Annotated in this window: 10 protein-coding genes; 5 read left to right on the forward strand and 5 right to left on the reverse strand. The window is 62.3% G+C overall.

Annotation, left to right across the window (positions count from 1 at the left end; all coding sequences use genetic code 11):
- Both ACE3PH_RS12955 and ACE3PH_RS12960 read right to left on the reverse strand, forming a co-directional pair.
- The gene (locus ACE3PH_RS12955; RefSeq protein WP_374319622.1) at window positions 1-8,874 is read right to left on the reverse strand and encodes an Ig-like domain-containing protein; all 8,874 of its coding nucleotides are present in this window, start codon (window positions 8,872-8,874) and stop codon (window positions 1-3) included.
- A 156-nt stretch (window positions 8,875-9,030) separates the two neighbouring features.
- The gene (locus ACE3PH_RS12960; protein WP_374319624.1) at window positions 9,031-10,899 is read right to left on the reverse strand and encodes a methyl-accepting chemotaxis protein; all 1,869 of its coding nucleotides are present in this window, start codon (window positions 10,897-10,899) and stop codon (window positions 9,031-9,033) included.
- Between the two features lie 210 nt (window positions 10,900-11,109).
- On the opposite strand from ACE3PH_RS12960, the gene ACE3PH_RS12965 reads away from it, so the two are divergent.
- Genes ACE3PH_RS12965 through ACE3PH_RS12975 form a run of 3 tightly spaced genes read left to right on the forward strand, consistent with a single transcriptional unit; the run spans window position 11,110 to window position 14,041 of the window.
- On the forward strand, window positions 11,110-11,688 hold the full coding sequence (locus ACE3PH_RS12965) for a Spy/CpxP family protein refolding chaperone (protein ID WP_374319626.1): 579 nt from the start codon (window positions 11,110-11,112) through the stop codon (window positions 11,686-11,688).
- Window positions 11,689-11,714: 26 nt separating this feature from the next.
- Complete coding sequence (locus tag ACE3PH_RS12970) at window positions 11,715-12,431, forward strand: winged helix-turn-helix domain-containing protein (protein WP_374319628.1); 717 nt, start codon at window positions 11,715-11,717, stop codon at window positions 12,429-12,431.
- Window positions 12,428-14,041, forward strand: a complete 1,614-nt coding sequence (locus tag ACE3PH_RS12975) for an ATP-binding protein (RefSeq protein ID WP_374319630.1) — start codon at window positions 12,428-12,430, stop codon at window positions 14,039-14,041. The genes ACE3PH_RS12970 and ACE3PH_RS12975 overlap by 4 nt, the downstream gene beginning before the upstream one ends.
- Here the strand turns inward: ACE3PH_RS12975 and ACE3PH_RS12980 are convergent, their stop codons facing one another.
- From ACE3PH_RS12980 to ACE3PH_RS12990, 3 genes are read right to left on the reverse strand one after another with little or no spacing between them, the layout of a single operon-like run.
- Entirely contained in the window at window positions 14,042-15,370 is a 1,329-nt protein-coding gene (locus ACE3PH_RS12980) for a UDP-glucose/GDP-mannose dehydrogenase family protein (protein WP_374319633.1), read from the reverse strand.
- Window positions 15,371-15,416: 46 nt separating this feature from the next.
- Complete coding sequence (locus ACE3PH_RS12985) at window positions 15,417-16,436, reverse strand: NAD-dependent epimerase (protein ID WP_374319635.1); 1,020 nt, start codon at window positions 16,434-16,436, stop codon at window positions 15,417-15,419.
- Window positions 16,437-17,528 carry a sugar phosphate nucleotidyltransferase gene (locus ACE3PH_RS12990; RefSeq protein ID WP_374319686.1) on the reverse strand — a complete coding sequence of 364 codons (1,092 nt, stop codon included), beginning with the start codon at window positions 17,526-17,528 and terminating at the stop codon, window positions 16,437-16,439.
- 237 nt (window positions 17,529-17,765) lie between these two features.
- Between ACE3PH_RS12990 and rfbB the strand changes: the two genes are divergently transcribed.
- Together rfbB and rfbD are read left to right on the forward strand one after the other, a co-directional pair.
- Window positions 17,766-18,851, forward strand: a complete 1,086-nt coding sequence (gene rfbB, locus ACE3PH_RS12995) for a dTDP-glucose 4,6-dehydratase (protein WP_374319637.1) — start codon at window positions 17,766-17,768, stop codon at window positions 18,849-18,851.
- A gap of 15 nt (window positions 18,852-18,866) precedes the next feature.
- The gene (gene rfbD / locus ACE3PH_RS13000; RefSeq protein WP_374319639.1) at window positions 18,867-19,736 is read left to right on the forward strand and encodes a dTDP-4-dehydrorhamnose reductase; all 870 of its coding nucleotides are present in this window, start codon (window positions 18,867-18,869) and stop codon (window positions 19,734-19,736) included.
- Window positions 19,737-19,743 lie beyond the last annotated feature (7 nt).

Below are 19,743 nucleotides of genomic sequence, written 5' to 3' on the forward strand. Positions count from 1 at the left end.
TCAGGAAGTCAGCACTTCCAGGTTGCCGTAGCTGTGGTCGTTGACTTGCGTGACACCCACCAGCACGACGGCGGTCTGAGTGACCGTACCCGTGGCCTCGCTGCCGTCGTACACCAGCAACGAGTCAGTGCCGGTCGCGGTGTCCACCGTGAAGACGTGCGAAGTGGCGTTGTAGGAGCCCACCACCACCGCGTACTTCTGGTCGCCCACGATGCCCGTGAAGGACCCGGTCTGCGACTGCATGCCGTTGCTGCTGTTCAACTGGATGGTGTCGCCAACATCGGAGAAGTCGGTGATGACGTCGGCACTGCCACCAGTGAAGGTGAAGGTGTCCCCTGTGTTGACGCCGACCGTGCCGTTGTCAGCGAAGGCCACAGCGGTCGAGTCGCCCTGGTTGAACACGAAGGTGTCGGCACCTGCGCCACCTGTCAGGTCGTCGGCATCTGCGCCGCCCAGCAGGTGGTCGTCACCGTCGCCGCCATCGAGAGCGTCGTCGCCATCACCGCCCTCCATGTTGTCCGAGCCATCGTTGCCCGACAGCACATCGTCGCCGTCGTTGCCTTCCATGTAGTTGTCGCCGCTGCCACCGGTCAAGGTGCCATTGCCACCACTCAGGTCAATCAGCTCGTAATTGGCCGATGTGCCGCTCAGGTCGATCGTCGTGTCGCCCGAATAGGCAATCGCCGCGCCGGCAGACGCAAAATTCCAGATGTGGCTGTTCAGGTCGGTAACCAGTGAGCCGGTGTGGTTGAACATCACCCAGTCACCTGCCGTCAACGACGAGCTGAAGTTGATCTGCAGCTGGTTGGCGGTAGTGGACACGCTGCTGACGATGTTCGTGCCGTCACCGTTCAGATAGGCAGAGAAGCCCGTGATGTCGGTGGTGCTGGCCAGCTTCTCGGACATCTTCAGCGTGAGGCTGGTGGATGCCAGTGAAGCATCACGCACATCCGGCGCCCAGGTATCGGTGATCTGGATCATGTTGGCTGCTGCGGACGTGCCCAGCGTCGCGCCGGTCACACCGTAGAGCACAGTGACCACATCACCATCGGTTCCGCCCGATGCATCCAGATGCTGATACACCAGGGTGCTGTCAGCCGTACCGTCACCATCGAAGTCATAGTGCAGCGCGGCGGTGTCCCCAGCCGTCAACACGCCAGCCAGGTAGGTCAGTGCATCGGCCTTGTTGGCGGCCGTCACATACACCTCTGAGCCAGAGCTGTTCTTCAGCGTGACTACACCGCCGCTGGCAATGGTGTGGGTGGCGAACACGCCCACATCGGTGCCATTGCCGCTCGTGGTTGTCGCAGCAACGGTCGACGACGCCAGTTCCAGCTTGTCGTTCGTGCTGGTGCCGCTCACATCGAAGTTGTAGATGACATCCGTTTGCTCGATGCTGCTGCCGGTCCAGAAAGAGTTGTCTTCTGGTACCAGCAGTTGAACGGTATCCGATGCTGCAGTGCTTTCCTTCAGCTGGATCTTGTCGGCGCCCCAGCCACCATTGATGGTGTCCTGGCCGCCGCCGCCCACCAGTGTGTCCGCAGAGTCAGAGCCGACGATCGAGTCGGCGCCGCCGTTGGCCATCACCTTGACGGGGTACCACAGACCATTGCCGAACGACGAATCAAGATTCGAGTTGATGCTGGATGCATTGATCGTGTCGGCAGTGCCACTGCCCACCACCAAGGACCCGGTCAGGTCAAGTGAGCCACCCGTGCTCACCACGGCGCCACCTGTTTCAACAACCAGTCCCTTCGTTGTATCGAAAGCACTGGATGTCGTGATGTTCAGCGTCGTGCCGTCGCTCGACCAGCTGTAACCCGTCACAGTCAGCGACACCCACTTGCTGGTGCTGGCATCGTATCCGGCCAGAATGGCCGTGGTCAGCGTGTTGCTGGTGATGACATCGGAGAACACAACCGACAGCGTAGTGGCACCGCTGGTGTCTGTAGAGAACGAGGCCGAGCTGATCGACGGTGCCACTTGAACGGAGATTTCGTTCGAGTATTGCGAGTAGTCCAGCGTGCTGAGAGAGGTGCCCTTGAGCACCACAGCGGTTTCCGACACGCTGGTCGAGCTGTCGCCGTCATAGACCACGAGGGTGTCAGACCCACTGGAGTTGACCGTGAACACCTTGGTCGAAGTGTTGTAGTTGCCGGCCACCAGACGGTAGGTTTGGTCGGTCAGCGTTTTGCCACCGGCCAGATATTCGGAGAAGCCCGTGGCGCCATCGCTGTTCAGCTTGAGCGTGTCACCCGCGTCCTTCAAGTCGGTGATCACGTCGACACCGTTGGTGCTGAAGTTGTAGGTGTCGCCATTGCTGACGGTGCTGCTGCTGTCCTTGTCCGTGAACGTGCCGGTGGTCGAGTCACCTTGCTCGAAGATGAACGTGTCGGCACCGGTACCACCAGTCATGGTGTCCACACCGGCCCCGCCGGTGATGGTGTCGGCACCCGCGCCGCCAATGATCGAGTCGTTGCCCTTGCCACCTTCGATGCTGTTGTCACCCGATCCACCGGTCAGCGTGTCATTGCCGCCACCAATGTCGGCAATGGCGAAATTGGCACTGGTGGTACTCAGGTCGATGGTCGTGTTGCCCGAGCCGCCGATCGCGATGCCGGCGTCAGACATGATCGCGCCCATCTTGTTACCCGTGGCATCAGCCACCGTGCCGGCGCTGGTGTCGTACTTGACCAGCAGCCAGTCGGTCGAGGTCAGGGTCTTGCTCAGGTTCAGCGTCAGTGTGTTTGTGGTGGCACCTGAGACATTGTTCAGCACGTTGGTACCCGTGCCGGCGTTGTTGACATAGGCGCTGAAGCCGCTGCTGCCTGTCACCACTTCATTGAGCTTGAGCGTGAGGGTGTTGGTCCCCAGCGTGGCGTCATTGATTTCAGGCGGTGCATCGTCGACGATCTGGACCACGTTCTGGCCCGCAGAGGTGCCCAGCGTCACACCGGTCACGCCCTTGAGCAGGGTCAGGATGTCGCCATCGGTGCCGCCGCTGGTGTCCAGATGCTGGTAGATCGCCGTGCTGTCGATCAGGCCATCGGGTGTGTCGCCCGAGTCCACCGCAATGCCAACCGTGTCGCCGGCCTTGAGCACGCCAGCCAGGAAGGTGATGGCTTGCTCGTAGTTGTTGCTGTTGACAGTGATGGCGGTGCCGCTGCTGTTCATCAGCGTGACGATGCCGGAAGTGATCGCGTACTTGGCAAACGAACCGACCGCTGTGCCGCTGGTGGCGGTCTTGTCGGCGGCAATGGTGTTTGACACCATCACCAGCTTGTCGTTGGTGTTGCTCGAAGTCGATGCATCCGTCACGTCAAAGCCAAACACCACGTCGGTGTTGTCGACGGTGCTGCCAACCCAGTAGTCGCCAGAATCGGACGCTGCGTAGGAATAGGCGCCGTCCTCGCTGTCCTTCACCAGGAAGCTGATGGTGTCCGAGGCCTTGCTGCCGGCTTTTTCGGTGACGTAGATTTCGTCGCCGCCCCAGCTGCCGTTGATGTAGTCAGAGCCGCCTCCGCCAACCAGTGTGTCCTCTTCAGCGCCGCTGCCCACGATGGTGTCATTGCCACCGTTGGTCCGCACGATCACGGGGTAGAACAGCGTGCCGGTGTAAGAGGCCAGATCCACATTGTTGGCCGCGCTGCCGCCCACCACCACCGAGCATTCCGGCACGTAGTTGTTGGAGGCGTCCTTCACGGTGTTGCCGCCCACCAGCAGGATGACCGAATCGGTGCTGGCCAGGGTTGCATTGATGCCCAGGGTCACGGTGTGACCATTAGCCGAGGCGCTTGAGAACGATGCAACGGTCGATGTGCCGCCATCATGCAGGATGTAAACCGCAGGGTTGCCTGCGCCCAGCGACACCGTTTCGTTGAATGTCAGGGTCAGCGTCTTGGTCGACGTGTCCAGCGAACTGTTGACCAGTTCCGGCGATGCCGTGTCGGTGCCCGACGACGAGGTGGCGTTGGTGACGGCTTGCGTCGTCAGTGCCGCAGCATCGTTGCCAGCCGAGTCCTGCACGGCGTAGGTGTCGTTACTGCTGCTCGGGTCGGCATAGGTGACGGTGATATTGGTGTCGTCGGCACTCACGCTCTTGGCCAGCGTCAGCACCAATGAGCTGCCACTCACCGCAGCATAGGTGACGGTGCGTTGATCGCCATTGACCAGCACGGTGAAATAACTCACCGATGGGATGTGGCTGGCATCCAGCGCTTCGTTGTAGGTCAGCGTCAGCTTGTCGCCATTGACCGACGCAGAGCTCAGCGTTGGTGCCTTCGAGTCAGAAGGCGTCAAGTTGGTGACGGTCTTGCCGGTGAACGTGGCCAGGTCATTGCCGGCGGTGTCTTGCACCACGCCACTGGTGTCGTCCGCCGATGTGGCATCGGTGTAGCCCAGGGTCACAGTGGCACCGATGGCCACTTCGGAGGCGAGGGTCAGCGTCACGGTGCTGCCGCTGACGGCCACGCCGCTCACTTCAACAGCCGTGCCGCCGACCTTGACCGTGAAGGTGCTGGCAGCTGGCAGGTGGGTGGCGTCCAGCGCTTCACTGGTGGTGAAGGTCAGCGTGTTGCCGTTGACGGTTGGGGTGCCAGAGACGGTGGGCAGTGTGGTGTCCAGCGTCACGGCCAGGGCGGCCGATGCCGACGAGACGTTGCCGGCCTTGTCCGTCACGATGGTCTTGATGTTGTTCGCGCCGGCAGTCAATGCGGTCGAAGCCGTCAGGCTCCAGCTGCCGTCGCTGCCCACCGTGGTGGTGCCCAGCGATTCGCCGCTGTCGATCACGCCGTCACCATCGGCGTCGCGGAACACTTCCACCTTCGCACCAGCTTCCTCAGCGGAGACGGTACCTGTGAAGGTGGGCTTGGCCACATTGGTGGTGTTGTCGTGGTCTGAGGTGCCGGCGTCGGAGCTGGCAGCCAGATCAGGTGTGGAGGTCGCGGGAGGCGTCGTGTCCACCTTGATGGTCAGCGCGCTGCTCGAACTCGACTCGTTGCCGGCCTTGTCGGTTTGCGTGACGGTGATCTCGTGCTCACCACTGGTCAAGGCGGTCGTGGCTGTCCAGGTCCAGGCGCCGGTGGAGCTGGCCACCACCTGACCAGCAGGGGTGTCCGCACCGTCGATGTAGATGTTGACCTGCTCACCTGCGATAGCGGTGCCAGTGAAGGTGGGCTTGGTCACATTGGTCAGGTTGTCCGCCGTGGTGCCCGTTCCGGCAGCGCTGTCGCTGGCCGTCGCCAAGTCTGCAGCCGCGGGTGCGCTGTCAGCCGTGGTGTCGATGGTCAGACTCAGGGCGGTGCTCGCTACGCTGGTTTGACCAAAGTCGTCCACCTGGATGGCCTTGATCGAGTGGGTGCCCGCAGCCAGGTCTTCCAGCTGGATCGACCAAGCACCTGCGCTTGCACCGCTGACACTGCCCAGCAGTTCGCCGTCATCCAGCACACCGTCGCTGTCCTTGTCATCAAACACCTTGATGGTGTTGCCGGCTTCAGCGGTGGCACCGCTGATGGTGACGGTGGTCTTGCTGGTGTAGTTGTCGGTTGACGAACCAATCTTGGCGCCAGCGGTGTCGTCAGCTGCGGCCAAGTCCAGCGCGGTGAGCGTGGCGGGCTTGGCCGTCTTGATGATGACCGACACGGCATCAGATGCGATCGAGACATTGCCTGCGGCATCGGTGGCACGGGCCTTGATGCTGTAGGTGCCGCCGGTCAAGGCGCTGGAGGTGATCGACCAGTTGCCATCGGCATCAGCCGTGGCGGAGCCCAGCAGTTCACCGGAATCGAGCGTGCCGTTGTTGTTGGTGTCCTTGAACAACTCTACCTTGTCCCCCTTGCCGGCTGTTCCGGTAAAGGTGGGGGTGGTGACGGCGGTGATGTTGTCGTCGGTGACCGAGCCAGAATCGCTGGCGATGGTCAGGTCGGGCTTCGACGGCGCAGCTTCTGCGGTGTCGACAGTGATGGTCAGCTCGGCGCTGGATGCAGACTCGTTGCCCGCCTTGTCCGTTTGCGTGACTACGATGGTGTGTTCGCCCGGCGTCAGGGCGGTGGTGGCCGTCCAGGTCCATGCGCCAGTGGAGCTGGCCACCACCTGGCCAGCAGGGGTGTCCGCACCGTCGATGTAGATGTTGACCTGCTCGCCTGCGATGGCCGTGCCGGTGAAGGTGGGCTTGGTGACGTTGGTCAGGTTGTCGGTGGTGGTGCCTGCGGTGCCTGCACCAGCGCTGTCGCTGGCCGTGGCCAGGTCTGCCGCAGCCGGTGTGCTGTCTGCCGTGGTGTCCACTGTCACGCTCAGTGCTGCGCTGGCCGTGCTGGTCTGGCCGAAATCGTCCAACTGGATGGCCTTGATGCTGTGTGTGCCGGCACTCAGCCCTTCAATGCTGACCGACCAGGCGCCTGCGGCGGCCACCGACGTGGTGGCGAGCAGCTCGCCCGTATCAAGCACGCCATCGCCGTCCTTGTCGTCAAACACCTTGATGGTGTTGCCGGCTTCAGCGCTGGCACCGCTGACGGTGACGTTGGTCTGATTGGTGTAGTTGTCGGATGTGGTGCCGATCTTGGCGGCAGCACTGTCAGAGGCTGTAGCCAGGTCCAGGGCCGTCAACGTGGCGGGCTTGGCTGTCTTGATGGTGACGCTCAGGGCGTCTGAAGCAGCAGAGACATTGCCTGCCGTGTCGGTCACACGGGCCTTCACGCTGTAGGTGCCGCCAGCCAGCGTGCCCGTCGTGATGGACCAGTCGCCATTGCTGTCCGCGGTGGCCGAGCCCAGCAACTCGCCGGTGTCCAGCACACCATCGCCATCCTTGTCGTTGAACAGCTCCACCTTCGCGCCGACAGAGACGTCACTGCCGCTGAAGGTTGGTGTCGTGTCTGCGGTGATGTTGTCTTCGGTGTTGGTGCCCGTGTCGCTGCTCTCATCCAGGTCGGGCGTGGCGGGCTTGTCTTCGCTCGTGTCCACCGTGACGGTCAGCGTCGAGCTGTCTTCCGACACGTTGCCAGCCTTGTCAACCTGGTAGGCGTAGATCTGGTGTTCGCCATCGCTCAGGGCGCTGGTCAGCGTCAGCGACCAGGTGCCCGTGGTGCCCACTGTGGCCGTGCCCAACAGGGTGTCGTCCTCATACACCTTAACCTGTGCGCCCACTTCGCCCTTGCCGGTCAGGGTCGGCAGGTTGTTCTTGGTGATGCCGTCCGTCGTGCTGCTGCCAGTGTCGCTGGCAGCGGTCAAGGCCAGTGCCGTGGGAGCCGCCACAGTGGTGTCGATCGTGACGGTCAGAGCCTTGCTTCCCTTGGTGCTGACATTGCCTGCCACATCAGTCTGGATGGCGCTGATCTTGTAGCTACCGTCGACCAGTTCAGTTTCTGTGGTGTATGACCATGTGCCGTCGCTTTCAGCGATGGTGGTGCCCAGTGTGGTTTCTGTACTGTCGAGCTTGCCATTCCCATTGGTGTCAATGAACAGCTTGATTTCGGCGTTGGCCGCTGCACCCGTACCTGAGAAGGTGGGGTGGTTGTCGGCGGTGAGGTTATCGACCGCGGTGCCGTTGGGGCCAGCTGAATCAGCGGCCGTGATCAAGTCAACGGTAGTGAGCGCGGCCAATGTCGTCTTGTTCACCGTCAGCGAGGTGCCTTCCGACCAGCCTGACACATTGCCAGCCACGTCAGTTACCTTGGCATAAACGGTGTAGCTGCCACTGCCGATAGCGGCTTTGGGCGTGAAGGTCCAGCTGCCATCGCTGGCCACCGTGCTGGAGCCGATCGACTTGTCGGGCGTGCCGTCGTTGTTGGTGTCAAGCCAGATCTCGACCTTGGCACCGGCACTGAGGCCCGAGCCTGTGAAAGTCGGCTTGGTGTTGTTGGTGATGCCATCGTCGTTGTAGCGACCGGTGTCGCTGGCCGAAGCCAGGATGGGTGCATCAGGCGAATCGGCGGTGGTGTCGATCGTGACGGTGATGCTGGTGCTCAGGCCTGAGGTGTTGCCTGCCTTGTCGGTCTGGCGGGCGGTCAGCACATGGCTACCGTCATCCAGATCGTCCGGCAGCGTGACGGTCCACGTGCCTTTGGTGCTCACCGTGGCGATGCCGATCACGGTGTCGCCGTCCAGCACTTCAACCACGGCACCCGCTTCACCCTTGCCGGTGATGGCAGCGCCCTTGCTGAAATTGGTGATCAGGTCAGTGGTCAGGCCCGAGTTGGTGGTCTTGTTCAGCGCCAGGGTGGTCGGTGCAGCAGCCGTGGTGTCCACCGTCACCTTCAACGTAGCGGCGCCGCTGGTGTTGCCGGCCAGGTCAACCTGCTTGGCGGTCAGGGTGTTGACCCCACTGGTCAGTGCCGTGGTCAGGGCGGTGGTCCAGGTGCCGTCCGAGCCGACGGTGGCTGTGCCCATCACCACCGAACCCTTGTAAAGGGTGACCGTGGCGCCCACCTCACCAGTGCCGCTCACCGTGGGCAAGGTGGACTTGGTGATCAGGTCAGAACCGGTGCCGACGTTGGTATCGCTGCCGTCAAAGCTGATCACGCCATAGGTGTCAGTGGTCAGGCTGACGGTGGGGGCCGCAGCGCTCAGGTCGATCTTGACCGGGTAAGCCTCGGCGCTGATGGTCGAGCTATCGCTGGTCCGCGCAAAGATGTCGTAAGTGCCTGCAGTCAGGGCCGTGGTCGAGGTGATCGTCCAGGTGCCGGTGGCAGAAACCGTGCCGCTACCGATGACCTTGGGGGTACCGGTTCCATCAAGGTAGTACAGCTGGATGGTGATACCTGATCCGCCGTCGTATGTGCCATACAGGGCTGGTTTGGTGCTTTTGGTAACGCCGTCGGTGGTCGACGTGCCGGTATCGGTGGCTTTGGTCAGGCCGGTAATGGACAAAACTGCGGACATCAGGCTATCCCTTCGGGTTGGTGCATACATGGCCCCTCATTAGTGAGGGTTTACACAATGCTACCTGGATGTCATGCAGTTTTGTCGCGCTATATCAATGTGTTTTCACCAGCCTTAACTTCGGTTTAGGTAAAGATGAGACGGATTTGGCTGTCGTTAAACGGATGCGGCTTGAAGCTTGAACATCTTCACCCGGTCTGCCATCTGCTGGGCCAGGTCTTTCACCGAGGTAGCGGCCGCCGCGGTTTGTTCAACCAGCGCCGCGTTCTGCTGGGTAGACTGATCCAGATCCTGCACGGCCGACCCAATCTGCGTGATGCCGGCGCTTTGCGAAGTGGCCGAGCCAGACAGCTCCATCAGCACCTTCTGCATGTGGTCGGCGTTGCTCATCAGTTCGTCCATGGTGGCGCCAGCGGCTTCCACCACGCGGGTGCTGGCAGACACCCGCTCCATGCTTTCGGTTACCAGTTGCTTGATCTCCTGGGCCGCATTGGCCGAGCGCAGCGCCAGGGCGCGTACCTCGGTGGCGACCACGGCAAAGCCCTTGCCCTGCTCGCCCGCACGGGCGGCTTCCACGGCCGCATTGAGCGCCAGGATGTTGGTCTGGAAGGCAATGCCATCGATCACGCTGATGATGTCGCCAATCTTGCCGGAGCTGGTGCGTACGCCGTCCATGGTCTGAATCACTTCCTTCATCACGATAGAGCCACGCTGGGCCACTTGTGCGTTTTCATTGGCCATGCCGGCCGCCCGCTCGCTGCTGGCTGCGCTGTGTTTGACGGTGTCCGACATCGCGCTCATGGATGCCGAGGTCTGCTGCAGGCTGGCCGCATTGGCCTCGGTCCGGGCCGACAGGTCCATTGCGCCGGCGCTGATCTCGCTCGCGCCCGTCAGCAGGGAGTCAGACGACTCGCGCACCCGTTGAACAATGTCACCGAGCGAGGCCTGCATCTGCTGCAGTGCACCAATCAAGGAAGCCACCTCGTCGCCACCCCAGGCCTTGGGGCGGGTTGTCAGGTCGCCATCGCGAATCGAGGTCAGGTGGTAAGCCACCTCGCGCAGGCCGCCATCCAGCACCCGCTTGAACGACATGAACAGATAGACCGCGCACAGCAGGAACAGCGCCATCACAGCCGCTGTGACGTTGCGTGCCGTCACCAGCCCGCTCACGCGCACACCAATCAGACGGTTCAGCTCCTGGCTGCTGCGGTTGACCAAGGCCAGCGTGTCGGCGTGCAGCGCGGCAGCATGCGCACCAAACGACTCAGGCTGTCCCATCGGGGTGCCGCTGTTTTGCAGGAATGACTGATCCACTTCCTTGAGGAAGGCAGCCACCTCACCGAGCACGGCCTCGCCGTTCACCGCACCACGGGTGGCCGGGTTGTAGGCATGGGCCTTGTTCAGCCCGTCCGACAAGGCGGCAGACTGCTCCCGAGCCAGGGCGCTCAGTTCAGTCAGCTTGCGCACCTCGTCTGGCGTCGATTGACCCCTCTGCAGCATGCCCTGGCCCAGCGATTTCATCTGGGCCACATAGTTCGCCAGCAGTGGCAGCCTGAACATCGACGCGTCCATCAGGTAGTAGCTGTCGATGTCCGGGTCCAGTGTCAGGTTCGAGCCGTCTGTAGCTGCCGCCAGCAAACTCATCAGGGCCGAGGCCTGCTCCGGGGGCGTGGCGCTGGTCGCAGCCTGAAAAGCCTTCGCCGTGCCCAGTTCCTGGCCTACCGATGCCTCCACCTTCTGCAAGGCGGCCATCGGGCTGCTCATGTCTTCGCCGTGCTGCGCAGCAGCCAGTGCGGGCATCAGGGCTTGCGCATAGGTCACGCCATCGTGCTCCTTGGCGGAAAACTCAATGGCCGCGGCCTTGTCGCTGAAGTACTGCCAGGACACCCAGCTCAGCGGCACGATGAACACCAGCGAGATCAAGGTGGCCTTGATCGAGAAACTGACCTTTCGGAACAGGCGAATACCAGGGGCCCACAGCCCGTGATACTTGAAGAATTCGGACACGCGAACAGCTTGTGACATGGTTTTCCTGCGGGCAGAGGGCGAAATGTGAATACGCGTAGGCAAACCCATTCTGTGGGTAAGCCTCTGCTTAAAAACTGTGAAATTCGGCGTTCTTTCGGCCGCTTTTCACAGTTCTTTACCCCCAATGCACATCGCATTTACGGCCACTTCGCACCATCACCTTACCGATTCGCGGCATGTGCCGCTGACTCACCGAGGAGTGATTCCATGCGCAAGATGCGTTCTCTCGTTCAATCTGCTGTGATCGTGCTGGCAACTGGTGCCGCCGGCGCAGTGGCCTTCAACGCCTGGGCTGACAAGACCGACAACGCGACCGACAAGCGTCCGCCTGCCTGCGACCAGCACCGTCCTGGTCGTCCTGGCCCTGGTGGTGAAGGCCCCGGCGCGCCTGGCGGCCCTGGTGCCATGCCCTTTGGCGGCCGCATGCTGGAGCGCATGCTCGACGACGTGAAGGCCACGCCTGAACAACGCAAGCAAATCAAGGACATCACCGATGCCGCTGCTGCCGACATGAAGGCCCTGCACGAAGCCAGTGGCAAGGAAGACCTGCACGCCAAGAGCATGGACGCTCTGCTGGCACCGCAGGTTGACGTGCCCACCATTGAAAAGCTGCATGAGCAAATGAACGCCGAGCACGAAAAGGCCGGCAAGCGCATGCTGCAAGCCATGGTCGACGTTGCCAAGGTCCTGACGCCTGAACAGCGCGCCAAAGTGGCCGAGCAGATGAAAAAACACCGTGAAGACCGTCCGCATGAGCCGGGTGCACGTTTCCGCGGAGAAAAATGAGGATGGAGCGCGCGACAATGCAGGACATGAGTGAGCACATCCTTCTCATTGATGACGACCTGCGTCTGAGCAGCATGGTCAGCGATTACCTTCGCGGCCACGGCTACAGTGTGTCGTGCGCCCCCAGCCTCAAGGCGGGGCGCGAGTTGCTGGCCCGACAGGCCTGCGACGCCCTGGTTCTGGACCTCATGCTGCCCGACGGCGATGGGCTGGACCTCTGTCGTGAGTTGCGTTCTTCGCCGCGTACGCGTGCGTTGCCGCTGCTCATGCTGAGTGCCCGCGGTGAACCCACCGATCGCATCGTCGGGCTGGAGGTCGGGGCAGACGACTACCTGCCCAAACCGTTCGAGCCCCGCGAGTTGCTGGCGCGCATCCGTGCGCTCCTGCGTCGCACAGGCACCCAGACCGATGACGAAATCTGGCGCTTCGGTCGTCTGGAAATCGACCCGGGACTGCGTCAGGTCACGCTGGACAACAAGCCCTGCGAACTGACTTCCTACCAGTTTGATCTGCTGTGCGTGCTGGCCCAGCACCCTGGCCGCGTGCTCAGCCGTGACCAGATCATGGACTCCCTCAAGGGCCACCCGCTGGAAGCCTTTGACCGCTCCATCGATGTGCACATCTCTCGCATCCGTGCTGCCATCGAAGACGATCCCAAAGATCCGAAGCGCATCCTCACGGTGCGTGGTGCTGGTTACGTGTTCGCCAAGAAGCAGGACGCTGACAGCAGCAAAGCTGGATGAAGACCCTTGCGCTGCGCATCTATCTGACCGTGGTCGCGGTCCTGCTGGTGTTCACTCTGGGCACCGGCTGGCTCGCGAAACGTCACTTCGAGCGCGAGCGCCAGGAGTTGCTCTCGCAAAACACAGCCGACCAGCGCATCGACGCTTGGGCCGAGCTGATCGAAAAATCGCTGCCCGGGCCTGATCGCCCGGAAGCCGAGCAAGCTGCCGCGCTCAAAGAGTGGGCCAAGCGCTTGCACCTGCCCATGGGGCTCGACAGTGCCGAGGGCAGGCGCATTGCCACCTCGGACGAGCTCGACGAACTCATCCGCCTCAACCCGCAAATGCTGACCCGGCTCCGCCAGGTCAAGCTCAGCGACGGGCGCTTGCTGCTCATCGTGCGCCTGGGCCCCTTGCACGGTGGCCCGCCTGACCTGCTCAGGGGCGGGCGTCCGCAACAGCCGGGCGGCAACAATGGTCCGGACCAGTTTGGTGGCCCCAGAGGGCCCGGCGGGCCTGGTGGCCCCGGTGGTCCGAATGAAAGCTTCAACGAGCGTGCCAACGGCTTCGATGGCCCACCGCCATTGGGGCCTGGTGGCCCTGGTTTCGGCCCGGACGGTATCCAGAACGACAACGCCCGTGGCCCCCGGGGTGATCGCAACCGTGTTGAAAATGGCCCATCTCGCACGCCGTTCTGGCTGGCGCCGCTGGCCTGGTTGACTCCGCCTGCCATCGCGGTAGGGGGGGCGTCAGGCATGGTCCTGTCGCTGGTGTTGCTGTTTGTCGCCGTGGCCGTGGGTGCCTGGCCGGTTGCCAACCACCTCACGCGTCGCATCAAGGCCTTGAGGCAGGGCGTGGAAACCTTCGGCTCCGGCCAGCTTCAGCACCGTGTCGAAGTAGAAGGCAAAGACGAAGTCGCCGCGCTGGCCAGCAGCTTCAACCAGGCCGCGCAGCAAATCGAAGACCTCGTCACCTCGCACCGCAGCCTGCTGGCCAACGCCAGCCACGAGCTGCGCTCGCCCCTGGCGCGCCTGAAAATGGCCACGGCCATGCTCACCGAGTTGCCGCCTGAGCGCACGGAAGACCTGCGCCGCGAAATCAACAAGGACATCAGCGAGCTCGATGCCCTGGTCGAAGAAGTGCTGCTTGCCAGCCGGCTCGACGCCCGTCCCACGCTCGATCTGCAGCCCATCAACCTCAAGACCATGGGTGAAGAAGAGGCTGAACGCACAGGGGCGCGGGTCGTCATCCACAGCAGCTTCAAGCCTGACGGCTTCAAGGGTGATGACCGCCTGGTGCGACGCGCCATGCGCAACCTGCTGGAAAACGCCAAGCGCTACGGTGGCAACACCGAGCCGGTTGAATTGCACCTGACCATGCCCACGCCGCAACGTGTGCAGATTCAAGTGTGTGATCGGGGGCCGGGTGTGCCGGTCAGCCAGCGTGACCGCATCTTCGAGCCCTTCTACCGCATGCCTGGCCATGCCGAGCACGTCGGTGGGGTGGGGCTGGGCCTGAGCCTCGTCAAGCAGATCGCCGTACGCCATGGCGGCGATGTGCGCTGCGAAGACCGCCTGGGTGGTGGCAGCTGCTTCATCATCGAGCTGCCACTTCACCCACCGGGTCAGTGATCAGGGCTGGGCGCGGCCAATCGGTGCGTAGTCCAGACCAGAGGCCTTCACCAGGGCCGGTTCATACAGGTTGCGGCCGTCAAACACCACCGGTGTCTTCAGTTCAGCCTTGATGCGGTCGAAATCGGGGCTGCGGAATTCCTTCCACTCGGTCACGATCACCAGCGCATCGGCACCCTTCAGCGCGTCCATCGGGCTTTCTGCATAACGCAGGCGCGGCTCATCACCAAAGATGCGCTTGGCCTCTTCCATGGCCACCGGGTCATAGGCCGTCACCGTGGCACCACGGTTAAACAACTCGCTGATCACCACGCGGCTGGTGGCTTCACGCATGTCGTCGGTGTTGGGCTTGAAGGCCAGGCCCCACAGCGCGAAATGCTTGCCACTCAGGTCGGCGCCAAAGCGCTTGGCAATCTTGTCCACCAGCACGGTCTTCTGGTGGTCGTTGGCCGCTTCCACGGCCTTCAGCACCTTCAGATCGTGGCCTTCGTCGGTCGCGGTCTTGATCAGGGCCTTCACGTCCTTGGGGAAGCAGCTGCCGCCGTAGCCACAGCCGGCATACAGGAAGTGCGTGCCAATGCGCGGGTCAGAGCCAATGCCCAGACGCACGTGCTCGATGTCGGCGCCCATGGTTTCAGCCAGCAGGGCCAGCTCGTTCATGAAGCTGATGCGGGTGGCCAGCATGGCGTTGGCGGCGTACTTGGTCAGCTCGGCGCTGCGCACGTCCATCACCAGCACCTTGTCGCGGTTGCGGCCAAATGGGGCGTACAGCGCGCGCATCAGCAAGATGGCCTGCTCGTCTTCGGCTCCCACCACAATGCGGTCCGGCTTCATGAAGTCGTCCACCGCAGCGCCTTCCTTCAGGAACTCGGGGTTCGACACCACGGCAAACTTGGCATCGCTGCCACGCTTGGACAGTTCGTCCGCAATGGCGGCCTTCACCTTGTCGGCCGTGCCCACGGGCACCGTGCTCTTGTCGACCACCACCTTGTAGTCGGTCATCAGCCGACCAATGTTGCGGGCGGCTGCCAGCACATATTGCAGGTCGGCTGAGCCATCTTCATCCGGGGGCGTGCCCACGGCAATGAACTGGATGGTGCCGTGCGCCACAGCGCGGGCCACATCGGTGGTGAAAGCCAGGCGACCGGCCTTCACATTGCGGGCCACCACGGCGTCCAAGCCGGGCTCGTGAATAGGGATGCCGCCTTCTTCCAGAATGCGGATCTTGTTCGGGTCCACATCCAGGCACAGGACATCATTGCCCATTTCGGCCAGACAGGCACCAGTCACCAGGCCCACATAGCCCGTGCCAACAACGGAAACTTTCATAGCGACTCGTTCAAATGTTGAATGATTCTGAGGCGTATTTTCTCACTCAGACCTTGTAATACGCGCGGTACCAGCGAACAAAGCGCTCAATCCCCTCAGTCAGAGAGGTGCTCGGGCTCACGCCGGTCCAGGCTTCCAGGGCAGACGTGTCTGCATAAGTGGCCACCACATCGCCAGGTGCCATCGGCTGCATGTCCTTGATGGCTTCCTTGCCCAGGGCCTTTTCCAGTGTGCCAATGAAGTCCATCAGCTTCACTGGCTCGCTGTTGCCAATGTTGAACACCTTGTACGGCGCCCACGAGCCCGCTGCACTCGGGTGCTCGCGGTCAAATTGCTCGTCTGGGGTGGCAGGGCGGTCCAGCGTGCCAATCACGCCAGCCACGATGTCGTCGATGTAGGTGAAGTCGCGCATCATCTGGCCGTGGTTGAACACCTTGATGGGTTCGCCCGCCAGAATGGCCTTCGTGAACAGGAAGGGCGCCATATCAGGGCGGCCCCAGGGCCCATACACCGTGAAAAAGCGCAAGCCCGTGGTCGGCAGGCCGAACAGGTGGCTGTAGGTGTGCGCCATCAGCTCGTTCGACTTCTTGGTGGCTGCATACAAGCTCACCGGGTGGTCCACCGCATCGGTTTCGGCAAACGGCATCTTCACGTTGCCGCCATACACGCTCGAGCTGCTGGCATAAACCAGGTGCGGCACCTGCTGGTGGCGGCAGGCCTCCAGCATGTTCACAAAGCCCACCAGGTTTGATTGCGCATACGCGTGCGGGTGGGTCAGCGAGTAGCGCACCCCGGCTTGTGCCGCCAGGTGCACCACGCCATCAAAGCGCTCGCGGGCGAACAGGTTGTTCAGCGCGGCACCATCGGCAATGTCGATCTTTTCAAACCGAAAGGCCGCCGCTTGCGGCCCCTGGCTGATCTGGGTCAGCCGGTCGAGTTTCAGTTGGGGGTCGTAGTAGTCATTGATGTTGTCAATGCCCACCACCGCATCGCCACGGGCCAACAAGGCCTGTGACACCTGCATGCCAATGAATCCGGCCGCGCCGGTTACCAGATATCGCTTCATTTATGCCCTGGCATCACCCCACCGCAAGGTCGTGGTTTCATCGCCCTGGTACGTTGTGTTGCCATGGCGGTCCACGCAATAGTTGGGTGATGCAACTACTTCGTTGAACTCAGCCCCCTCGCTCAGCCGTGTGTACTCAAACAACACGCTGCGCACCACCTTGCTGTTCTTTCGCAGCAGGCTGCCGTGGCCAATCCACGTGGGGCCCTCAATTGTCACACCAGCTTCAATGCAAGAGCCCGACCCGATGTAAACCGGCCCGGTAATCTTCACCGAATCCCAGTCCACCTTGGTGTTCAGGCCCACCCACACGCCGGGGCGCACCTCGGTGCCGGGCATGTCCATCTGCGCCACCTCGCCACGCAGCACGCGCTGGCACACCGACCAGTAGTCCGTCACGCGGCCAATGTCGATCCAGTTGAAGTAGCGGCTTTGCGCATAGAAAGGCAGGCCCTTGTCCACCAGCATGGGGAACAACTGGCTGCCAATGTCGAATTCCTTGCCCTGCGGCACCAGGTCGAGCACGCTGGGCTCGAAAATGTAGATACCCGTGCTCGCCAGGTTCGACTTGGCCTCTTCCGGGCTCGGCTTTTCCTGGAAAGACGTGATCCGGCCTTCCTTGTCGGCCACCACAATGCCGTAGTTCTTCACCTGGTCCTTGGGCACTTCCAGCGTCACCACGCTGGCCACGGCCTGCTTGGCCTTGTGTTCAAACAGCGCCGCGCGGATGTCCAGGTCAATGATGGCGTCGCCGCACATCACGATGGTGGTGTCGTCAAAAAAGCCGCTGAAATCCTGAATGGCGCGCATGCCACCCGCAGAGCCCAGAGGCTTGGGCACGATCTCGCCGTGCTCGCGCACCCCTTCATACGAATAGCCAATCTCCACGCCCCAGCGGTGGCCGTCACCAAAGTAGTTTTCAATCTTCCAGTGGTTGAAGGCCACGTTCACCATGATTTCCTTGACGCCATAACGCGCCAAGTGCTCGATGATGTACTCCAGCACCGGCTTGCCCAAAATGGGCACCATCGGCTTGGGAGTCTGTTTCGTCAGTGGTCGTACGCGGGTTCCCTGTCCCGCAGCCAGAATCATTGCCTTGGCCATCTCTCTAATTCTTTCCCTCTGTTCCTGATCAGGTCGCGAAATCAACCCAACCCAGTCTAATCATGCCGCATGACATGTACGTTCCAGTGATTTGTGAGCAAACGATACCCCCGAAACTGGTGCCCACTCTGCGGTTTGATCTGAACTGTCGCATTTCAGGCTGGCAAAGGTTGGTGGGCATAATCTGACGTCTCATAGACGGCCTTTTCATCAGGTTTGCCTCACATGATCCTCATCACAGGCGGCGCCGGCTTCATCGGCGGCAATTTTGTCCACCACTGGTTTGAGCGTTTGGCCAAGTTGGGGTTGCCTGAAGAGCCCGTTGTCGTGTTCGACAAGCTCACCTACGCGGGCAACCCGCTCACCATCAAGCCGCACCTTGACGCAGGCCGCGCCACCCTCGTGCAGGCTGACATTGCCGACCGCGAAGCCGTCAGAGCCGCCCTGGCCCAATACCGCCCGCGTGCCATCCTGCATTTCGCGGCAGAAAGCCATGTGGACCGCTCCATCCATGGCCCAGGCGAGTTCATCCACACCAATATGGTCGGCACCTTCAGCCTGCTGGAAGAAGCCCGTGCCTACTGGGGCGGCATGAACGAAGCCGACAAGACCGCCTTCCGCTTCCTGCATGTGTCTACCGATGAGGTCTACGGCTCGCTGGGCGACACCGATCCCGCCTTCAGCGAAACCACGCCCTACGCCCCCAACAGCCCCTATTCGGCCAGCAAGGCGGGCAGCGACCATCTGGTACGGGCCTACCACCACACCTACGGTTTCCCCACGCTCACCACCAACTGCAGCAACAACTACGGGCCCTACCACTTCCCTGAGAAGCTCATCCCGCTGATGATCCTCAACGCCCTCGAAGGCAAGCCCTTGCCCGTCTATGGCGACGGCCTCAACATCCGCGACTGGCTCTTTGTGCGCGACCACTGCGAGGCCATCTGCCAGGTGCTGGAAAAAGGCACCACGGGCGAAACCTACAACGTGGGCGGCATCAACGAAATCCGCAACATCGACGTCGTCACCACCGTGTGCCGCAAGCTCGATGCCCTGCGCCCGCGTGCTGACGGCAGCCTCTACGAAAGCCTCATCACCTACGTGAAAGACCGCCCCGGGCACGACCGCCGCTACGCCATCGACCCGCGCAAAATCCAGCGCGAGATCGGCTGGCAGCCGGCTGAAACCTTCGAGTCGGGCATCAGCAAAACGGTGCAATGGTTCCTCGACAACACCGAGTGGATCGACTCCGTGCGCTCTGGCGCCTACCGTGAGTGGATCAGCACCAACTACGCCAGCCGCACCGCATAAGCACGGCCCCACACCATGAACATCCTCTTGCTGGGCAAAAACGGCCAGGTCGGCTGGGAACTGCAACGCGCGCTGGCGCCCTTGGGTACCGTCGTGGCCCATGGGTCAGACAAGGCCCATTTCACGCAGCCTGATCAAGTGGCTGCCCTGGTGCGTGCCGTGCGCCCTGATGTCATCGTCAATGCCGCAGCCCACACGGCGGTCGACAAGGCCGAAAGCGAGCCCGAAGTGGCCCGCCTGCTCAATGCCACCACGCCAGCGGCCATCGCCCGCGAAGCGGCCCAACTGGGCGCGCTGCTCGTGCACTACAGCACCGACTACGTGTTCGACGGCAGCGGCACAGCCCCCCGCACCGAGGCTGACCCCACCGGCCCCTTGAGCGTCTATGGTCAAACCAAGCTCGAGGGCGAGCAGGCCATCGCGGCCAGCGGCTGTGACCACGCCATCTTCCGCACCAGCTGGGTCTACGCCGCACGCGGCGGCAACTTCGCCAAAACCATGCTGCGCCTGGCTGGCGAGCGCGAAGCCCTCAATGTCATCCACGACCAAATTGGTGCCCCCACCGGGGCCGATCTGCTGGCTGATGTCACCGCGCACGCCATCCGCGCCCGCCTGACCGGCCTGTACCACCTGGTGGCCAGTGGTGAAACCAGCTGGTTTGACTACGCCCGCTTCGTCATTGAATGGGCGCGCGCCCAGGGCCAGCCCATCAAGGTGGCGCCCGAGGCCATTCAGCCCATCCCCACCACCGCCTACCCCACGCCTGCCCGGCGGCCGCTCAACTCGCGGCTCAGCACCGCCAAGCTGCAGCAGGCACTGGGCATCACGCTGCCGCACTGGCAGCAGGGCGTGCAACGCATGTTGATCGAAATCGCAGGGAAGTGAGTCTGTT

The sequence above is a fragment of the Aquabacterium sp. genome (assembly GCF_041909175.1).
Lineage (GTDB): Bacteria > Pseudomonadota > Gammaproteobacteria > Burkholderiales > Burkholderiaceae_C > Aquabacterium.

What these genes read in the sequence shown, in the direction of transcription:
- ACE3PH_RS12955 (WP_374319622.1), bottom strand. Translation starts at nt 8,874, where the DNA reads ATGTCCGCAGTTTTGTCCATTACCGGCCTGACCAAAGCCACCGATACC.
- rfbD (WP_374319639.1), top strand. Translation starts at nt 18,867, where the DNA reads ATGAACATCCTCTTGCTGGGCAAAAACGGCCAGGTCGGCTGGGAACTG.
- ACE3PH_RS12960 (WP_374319624.1), bottom strand. Translation starts at nt 10,899, where the DNA reads ATGTCACAAGCTGTTCGCGTGTCCGAATTCTTCAAGTATCACGGGCTG.
- ACE3PH_RS12970 (WP_374319628.1), top strand. Translation starts at nt 11,715, where the DNA reads ATGAGTGAGCACATCCTTCTCATTGATGACGACCTGCGTCTGAGCAGC.
- ACE3PH_RS12980 (WP_374319633.1), bottom strand. Translation starts at nt 15,370, where the DNA reads ATGAAAGTTTCCGTTGTTGGCACGGGCTATGTGGGCCTGGTGACTGGT.
- ACE3PH_RS12965 (WP_374319626.1), top strand. Translation starts at nt 11,110, where the DNA reads ATGCGCAAGATGCGTTCTCTCGTTCAATCTGCTGTGATCGTGCTGGCA.
- ACE3PH_RS12975 (WP_374319630.1), top strand. Translation starts at nt 12,428, where the DNA reads ATGAAGACCCTTGCGCTGCGCATCTATCTGACCGTGGTCGCGGTCCTG.
- ACE3PH_RS12985 (WP_374319635.1), bottom strand. Translation starts at nt 16,436, where the DNA reads ATGAAGCGATATCTGGTAACCGGCGCGGCCGGATTCATTGGCATGCAG.
- rfbB (WP_374319637.1), top strand. Translation starts at nt 17,766, where the DNA reads ATGATCCTCATCACAGGCGGCGCCGGCTTCATCGGCGGCAATTTTGTC.
- ACE3PH_RS12990 (WP_374319686.1), bottom strand. Translation starts at nt 17,528, where the DNA reads ATGATTCTGGCTGCGGGACAGGGAACCCGCGTACGACCACTGACGAAA.